The organism is Thiomonas sp. TH-17, from assembly GCF_057473305.1.
On the sequence record NZ_JBYCKI010000136.1, the window covers coordinates 1 to 6,813 of the forward strand.

The following is a 6,813-nucleotide window of genomic DNA, read 5'->3' on the forward strand; positions in this document are numbered from 1 at the left end:
AGTTTCTTGTCGGCCACGGCGGACTGCTGATAGAACACCATCCACGGCATGATGACCGCGCCGATATTGGCCGCCACCAGATACCAATACGCTGGTTGCTGCACCGGCACATGGCCCAGCCCCTGCAACACCTGAGCACCTTCGATCGGCGCGCGAAACGCCACCCAGACGAACACCAGTTCGAACAGCCCAAGCGCGATGGCAATGCGCTCCACCCGGCGGTAAGACCCCGTCCACACCACCGCCAGCAGAAACACCGCCGCCAGGCCGAGGCTCCAGCCGCGCGGCACGCCGAACAGCGCCCCGACCCCGGCCACCCCCGAAAACTCGGTGATGATGGCCCCGACCGAAGCCACCGCCAAACCCGCCACCGACACCCAGGCCCAACGCGCGCCGAAGGTTTCTCGGATGAGCTCGCCATGCCCCTTGCCGGTGAATATGCCCAGCCGCACCGTGAGCTCCTGCACCACATACAAAATGGGAATGAGCACGAGCTGCAGACTGAGCAGTTGATAGCCCCATTGCGCCCCGCTCTGTGCCGCAGTAATCACGCTGCCGACATCGGTATCGGCCAGCATGACCACCAGCCCCGGGCCGAGCACGGCCAGAAAAATGGCCAGTCGGGACAGCACCCGAGGGCCGGGCTGTGGCAGGGTGGAACTTGCGGACATGGCATTTGCCTCTCATCTGCCCACGCGAGAGCGAAGGCTTATGCTGCAAATGCTATTTACTTTTATTTGTAATTCAATCGCATTTACTCCTGCTCACACTTCTTTCGTTCTACGCCAACTGTCAAATCAGCTTCCACAGCAATAGCGCATTCAGCGCGATGATCAGCGCCGTCACCGCCCACCCAACCCAGCGCACAGTCGACCGATTGACCAATTCGCCCATCAAACCCCGGTTGGAGGTGAACAGCAGCAAGGGCACGAGTGCGAAGGGAATGCCGAACGACAGCACCACCTGCGAAAACACCAGCGTGCGCGTCGGATCGATGCCCAACATCACCACCACGACAGCCGGCAAGCTGGTGACCAGACGGCGCACCCACAGCGGCACGGTGAAACCCACCAACCCCTGCATCACCACCTGCCCCGCCATCGTGCCCACCACACTGCTCGAAATGCCGCTGGCCAGCAGCGCCAGAGCGAACACCGTGGCCGCCCCTGCGCCCAGCATCGGCGTGAGCATGCGATAAGCCTCGCTCAGATCATTCGCCGCGAGGCCCTGCTGGTGGAAGGTGGCCGCGGCGACCGCCAGCATGGCCATATTGATCAGACCGGCCAGCCCCATCGCCAGCATCACGTCCTTCCAGGCGAAACGCATCAGCAGCGCCCGCCGCTGCACCGGCACCTGAATGCGCCGCTGCGTCAGGCTGGAATGCAGATAGATGACGTGCGGCATGACGGTCGCCCCCAGAATGCCCACCGCCAGATACACCGCATCGGAGCTGCCGCCGAAACTCGGCGTCAGTGTGCCTTGGAGGATGGGCAGCAAGGCAGGATGGCTCAGCGCCAGTTGCAGGCCGTAGCCCAGCGCAATCACCCCCACCAGCGCGGCCACCACCAATTCCAGCGGACGAAAGCCCTTGCGCTCCAGCGTCAGAATGCCCATCACCACGACAAAGGCCGCCAGCACCGAAGCCCCCATGGGCAGACCAAACAGCAGGTGCAGTGCCAGCGCCGCGCCGAGAAACTCAGCCAGATCGGTCATCATCGCCACGATCTCGGCCTGCACCCAGTAAAACCACACCAGCTTGCGCGGAAAACGCTCGCGGATGAGTTCAGGCAGATTGCGCCCGGTGGCGATGCCCAGCTTGGCCGACAGGCCCTGCACCAGAATCGCCGCCAGATTGGCCCACAGCACCACCCACAGCAGGGTGTAGCCATACTGCGCGCCCGCCTGGATATTGGTGGCGAAGTTGCCCGGATCGACATACGCCACCGAGGCCACCACCGCTGGCCCGATGAAAGGCAAGGTACGCCGCAGCCCGTGCGCGCCCCTTGCGCCGCCGCCCAAGGCGAGATGCGCGGCCTGAGCGGTGCGCTGATCGAGTGTGGAGGCATACGACATGACCTTCTCCGTGCTGAACGTCTTGCTGATAATTTATGTCAATTACCATAAATTTCTAATTGGATTTGGATATGAACGTCTTAGCCCGCAACGATGCGGCAAACGGCGCGAAATTTGCTCTTCAGCAGACACCGCGTCGTCCGCCGGTTTTGCATCACAAATTAAACTGTGGCACTTTCACCCTGCGTTACGGAGAACCCATGAGCATCGAGCAAGCCCGTTTCAACATGATCGAGCAGCAGATCCGTCCCTGGAATGTGCTGGACGCCGGCATCCTCGAACTGCTGGGCAGCGTGCGCCGCGAAGACTTTGTGCCCGCGGCTTATCGCGGTCTGGCCTTCATGGACACCGAAATTCCCCTGCCCTGCGGCCAGAACATGCTGTCACCCAAGATGGAAGCGCGCATCCTGCAGGAACTCGCGGTGCGCAAAGATGAATGGGTGCTCGAAGTTGGCGCGGGCAGCGGTTTCATGGCCGCCCTGCTCGGCCACCGCGCCGCCGCAGTGCAGACCCTGGAACTCCACGAGGAACTGGTGACCATGGCGCGCGCCAATCTGCAGCGAGCCGGCATGAGCAACGTCACCGTCGAACAGGCCGATGGCGCGCACTATTCCAAAAGCGCCGAATTCGATGTGATCGTGCTCTCCGGCTCGGTCGCGCAGATTCCGCAAGACCTGCTGCAGCGCCTCAAACCGGGCGGGCGGCTGGCAGCCATCGTCGGCTTTGATCCGGTGATGCGCGCGCAGATCGTCACCCGTCCCACGGCCACCGACTTCCGCACCCGCGATCTGTTCGATACCGCGGCCACGCGGCTGGAGCATTTCCCCGAGCCCTCGCGCTTCCAATTCTGAACAGAGAGGGTGTGAATGCATTTACACCCTCTGACAAAACAAGGACCCCCTGATGATCAAGCAACTCAGCGTGCGCGAACTGGCCGATAAGATCGAAGCCGCCACCGCCCCCATCACCGACTGGCAATTCCTCGATGTGCGCGAGCCCTGGGAATTCCAGATGGCGGCGATCAAGCATCCGCACTGCCCCGTCACCCACATCCCCATGAGCATCGTGCCCCTGCGGCAAAACGAGCTCGATCAGAGCAAGCCGGTGGTGGTCATCTGCCGCAGCGGCAATCGCAGCATGATGATTGCCCGCTTCCTGGAGCAGAACGGTTTCGGCGAGTTGTACAACCTCAACGGTGGCATGACCGCCTGGTCGCGCGAAATCGACCCCTCGGTGCCGATTTACTGATCCGCGTCCAGGCGCTGAGAAAGCGCCTCCCCCGCGTTCTCCACGATCCAATCCGCCTGCCGCTGCGCCGCGCCCTGGTGCGCCGCGGCATAGGCGCGGGCATTCTGAGCAGCCGCCCGGCGCGCTTCAGGGTCGTCAAGCCAATGCGCAAAAGCCGCCCACACCTGCGCCGCATCCGCCGCCTGCACCGCAGCCCCGCTGTCGATCGCTGCCTGAGCCGCGGCAGCGAAGTTGAACTGCGATGGCCCCAGCACCACAGGGCATCCGCAAGCGCAGGCTTCGATCAGGTTCTGCCCGCCCAAAGGCAGCAGGCTGCCGCCGATGAACGCCGCATCGGCCATGGCGTAGTAAGCCGCCATCTCGCCCAGTGAGTCGCCCAACCATACGGCCGTCTCAATCGTCGGCGCCCCCAGGCTGCGACGCTGAACGGCGTGGCCCTGGCCCGCGAGAAGTTGCGCGACCGCATCGAAGCGCTGCGGATGGCGCGGCACCCAAACCAGCAGCGCCCGCTGCGCCAGCGCCAAAGGCAGCGCGGCCAGCAGCAACGCCTCCTCGCTGTCCCCGCCCTGCTCGCGTGTGGACGCCAGCAGCAACACCGGGCGCACAGCAGCCGCCTTCCACTGCTCGCCGAGTTGCAGCAGCGCGGGGTCGGGTCGCATGTCGAACTTCAGATTGCCCAGACTCGTCGCCTGCGCCGCGCCCATGGCCCGAATGCGCTGTGCATCTTCCGGCGTTTGCGCCGCAGCGAACAACCCGCCCCAGGCCACGCGCGCCAAGGACGGCCAGCGCTGCCAACGGCTCGCACTGCGCGCGCTCAGCCGCGCATTGGCCAGCAGCACCGGCACCCCGGCTGCGCGACATTGCTCGGCTAGATTCGGCCACACCTCGGTTTCCATCAGCACCGCCGCACGCGGCTGAAACCGGCGCAGAAACCGCCGCATCGGCCCCGGCAAGTCATACGGCAGCCAGACCTGCACATCGCCGGGCCGCAGCAGCTCAGCCCCGGCCGCGCGGCCCGTGGCGGTCATGTGCGTGAGCAAAAGCTGCATCTGCGGCATCTTCTCGCGCAGCGCCTCGATCAGCGGCGCTGCGGCGCGGGTTTCGCCCAGAGACACCGCATGCACCCAAATCAGCGGCCCCGCAGTTGTCGCAGAAGCCGACTTGCCGCTGAACCACCCCAGCCGCTCTCCCCAATGCCGCCGATACAGCGGCTCGGCGCGGCCGCGCCACCACAGCCGCAGCAAGGCGAAGGGCAAAGCCAGCCGCCAGAGAAGGCCGTAAACCCGCAAGGCCAGTTTCATGCCGAGGGGCGGCTATCCGCAGCCGCTGCCAGCACGTCCCGCGTGGCATTCAGCACGTCGGCCACAGCAGGCTGCTGGCCGGTTTCGCCCAGACTGCGCCAGGGCCCTGCCGACTCGAAGTCCACGCTGTGCGGCGACGAGCCGGTGTAGAGGGCCACAGCGGGCGTGCCCACTGCGGCAGCGAGATAGAGCAGGCCGGTATCGACTCCAACCACCACGCTGGCCGCGCGCAACACCCGCATCCATTCGGCCAAGCCGAAGGCAGCGGGGGCAACGCAAGCGCGTGTCATCGTGACGTCCGACGCGGCGGCATTCACCGCCTCGGCCAGACGCACAGCGCGTGCGCGCTCGGCCTCATTGCCCCAGGCGAACACGCCGATCCGACCTTGCGCTGCAAGCGCCTGCCCAAGAGCGACCCAGCGCGCTTCTTCCCACAGCTTGCGGTCTTTGGCGGTGGCGCTCAGCAGCAAGGCATAGGGTGCATCGCCCGCCAGCCACGAGGGGCGCTCTGCCTGCAGGCTCAGACCATATTGCGGCTTGCCCTGTGGGGCATAGCGCAAGGCCCAGGCGACCAGCGCCCGGTAGCGCGGCACGGCGGCTTCGGTGCGATGCAAGTCGGTCTTCTGACGATGGGCGTAGAACAAGGGCGCAAGCGCCTCGCGAGCGCTGCGCCACGACAGGCCATAGAGCGGCCCGCGCGCCAGCCGGGCGATGAGGGCGCTTTTCACCAAGCCCTGCAAATCGATCACGGCGTCATAGGTTTCGGCGCGCAAAGCAGCTTTCCACTCGCGCCACTCCTGCCGGGTTTCTGCGCGCCAGAACTGCTTGCGCCAGCGCCGCAACGCCAGCGGAATCACTCGCCTTACACCGGGATGGGCGCGCACGATGTCGGCGTAGGCCTCCTCGACCAGCCAGTCGATCTGCGCCCCGGGATGCGCGGCCAGGATGTCGTGCACCACGGGCAGCGCGTGCACCACGTCGCCCATCGAGCTGGTCTTGACGATCAGCACGCGCAAGGGCGGTGTGGACGGATTCAATACCGTGGTCAAAATGGCAGTTTCAACGAAGCATCGAGCGCCAGCAGCGCGGCGCGAAACTCGGCCTGCACCCGTGCCAGCGCCGCCGCATCGACGCCCTCGAATCGCAGCACCACGCAGGGCGTGGTGTTGGAGGGCCGCGCCAGGCCGAAGCCATCGGCGTAGTCGGCACGCACGCCGTCGATGGTGGAAATATCCAAAGCGCCGGGAAAGCGGCCTTCGCGCTGCAAACGCTCGCACAGCGTGAAGTTGGCGCCCTCTGCGGTCTCCAGCTTGAGCTCCGGGGTGGAGACGGAATCGGGCAGGGCTTCAAGCACGGCGCCCGCATTCTCGGCACGAGAAAGAATTTCCAGCAGCCGGGCCGCGCCATACTGCGCGTCGTCGAAGCCGTACCAGCGGTCCTTGAAAAAGATGTGGCCGCTCATCTCGCCGGCCAGCGGCGCGTCGATTTCTTTCATCTTGGCCTTGACCAGCGAATGCCCGGTACGGCCCATCACTGGCTCGCCGCCATGCTGGCGCACCCAGGCCGGCAACTGCGCGGTGCATTTCACGTCGAACAGAATGGGTGCGCCGGGATGGCGCTCCAGCACATCGGCGGCGTAGAGCATGAGCTGCCGGTCGGGCCAGATGACGGCCCCGCTGGGCGTGACCACGCCGAGCCGGTCGCCGTCGCCATCGAAAGCCAGGCCGAGTTCGGCGCCGGTATCGCGCACGGTGCGGATGAGGTCTTCGAGGTTGTGCGGATCGGCGGGGTCGGGATGATGGTTGGGAAACGTGCCGTCGACCTCGCAGAACAACTCCACCACCTCGCAGCCCAAACTGCGCAGCAACCGCGGCGCAAAAGCCCCCGACACGCCATTGCCGCAATCGACCACCACCTTCATCGGCCGCGCCAGCTTGATGTCGCCTTTGATCCGGCCCAGATAGTCCTCGACGATAGACGCCTGCCGCGCGCTCCCGCTTCCTTGCGCGAAGGCTTCGCTGCGGGTCAGCGCCAGCAATTCCTGAATCTGCTCGCCAAACAGGGCATTGCCGCCGAGCACCATCTTCAGGCCGTTGTACTCGGGCGGATTGTGGCTGCCGGTGATCTGAATGCCGCTGACCACCGGCGTGGTGGCGCAGGCGTAATACAGCATGGGGGTGGCGTTCATGCC

General features: G+C 65.4%; 7 protein-coding genes. 2 read left to right on the forward strand and 5 right to left on the reverse strand.

Annotation, left to right across the window (positions count from 1 at the left end; translation table 11 throughout):
• Positions 1-671, reverse strand: a 671-nt coding sequence (locus AC2VLV_RS08145) for an NRAMP family divalent metal transporter (protein WP_486989505.1), incomplete at its 3' end; no start/stop codon positions are given.
• Positions 672-792: 121 nt separating this feature from the next.
• Entirely contained in the window at positions 793-2,073 is a 1,281-nt protein-coding gene (locus tag AC2VLV_RS08150; protein WP_486989506.1) for an Nramp family divalent metal transporter, read from the reverse strand.
• 200 nt (positions 2,074-2,273) lie between these two features.
• On the opposite strand from AC2VLV_RS08150, the gene AC2VLV_RS08155 reads away from it, so the two are divergent.
• Together AC2VLV_RS08155 and AC2VLV_RS08160 are read left to right on the forward strand one after the other, a co-directional pair.
• The gene (locus AC2VLV_RS08155) at positions 2,274-2,924 is read left to right on the forward strand and encodes a protein-L-isoaspartate O-methyltransferase family protein (RefSeq protein WP_486989507.1); all 651 of its coding nucleotides are present in this window, start codon (positions 2,274-2,276) and stop codon (positions 2,922-2,924) included.
• Positions 2,925-2,976: 52 nt separating this feature from the next.
• On the forward strand, positions 2,977-3,321 hold the full coding sequence (locus AC2VLV_RS08160) for a rhodanese-like domain-containing protein (protein ID WP_486989508.1): 345 nt from the start codon (positions 2,977-2,979) through the stop codon (positions 3,319-3,321).
• Here AC2VLV_RS08160 and AC2VLV_RS08165 read toward each other — a convergent pair.
• The 3 genes from AC2VLV_RS08165 to AC2VLV_RS08175 form a co-directional block, all read right to left on the reverse strand.
• On the reverse strand, positions 3,315-4,622 hold the full coding sequence (locus AC2VLV_RS08165; RefSeq protein ID WP_486989509.1) for a 3-deoxy-D-manno-octulosonic acid transferase: 1,308 nt from the start codon (positions 4,620-4,622) through the stop codon (positions 3,315-3,317). The genes AC2VLV_RS08160 and AC2VLV_RS08165 overlap by 7 nt on opposite strands.
• Positions 4,619-5,659, reverse strand: a complete 1,041-nt coding sequence (gene waaC / locus AC2VLV_RS08170) for a lipopolysaccharide heptosyltransferase I (RefSeq protein WP_486989510.1) — start codon at positions 5,657-5,659, stop codon at positions 4,619-4,621. Before waaC ends, AC2VLV_RS08165 begins: the two co-directional genes overlap by 4 nt.
• An 8-nt stretch (positions 5,660-5,667) precedes the next feature.
• The coding region (locus AC2VLV_RS08175) for a phosphomannomutase/phosphoglucomutase (RefSeq protein ID WP_486989511.1) at positions 5,668-6,813 on the reverse strand (1,146 nt) is incomplete at its 5' end.

Coding starts and splice junctions, on each gene's coding strand:
- AC2VLV_RS08155 (WP_486989507.1), top strand. CDS start 2,274: ATGAGCATCGAGCAAGCCCGTTTCAACATGATCGAGCAGCAGATCCGT.
- AC2VLV_RS08150 (WP_486989506.1), bottom strand. CDS start 2,073: ATGTCGTATGCCTCCACACTCGATCAGCGCACCGCTCAGGCCGCGCAT.
- AC2VLV_RS08160 (WP_486989508.1), top strand. CDS start 2,977: ATGATCAAGCAACTCAGCGTGCGCGAACTGGCCGATAAGATCGAAGCC.
- AC2VLV_RS08165 (WP_486989509.1), bottom strand. CDS start 4,622: ATGAAACTGGCCTTGCGGGTTTACGGCCTTCTCTGGCGGCTGGCTTTG.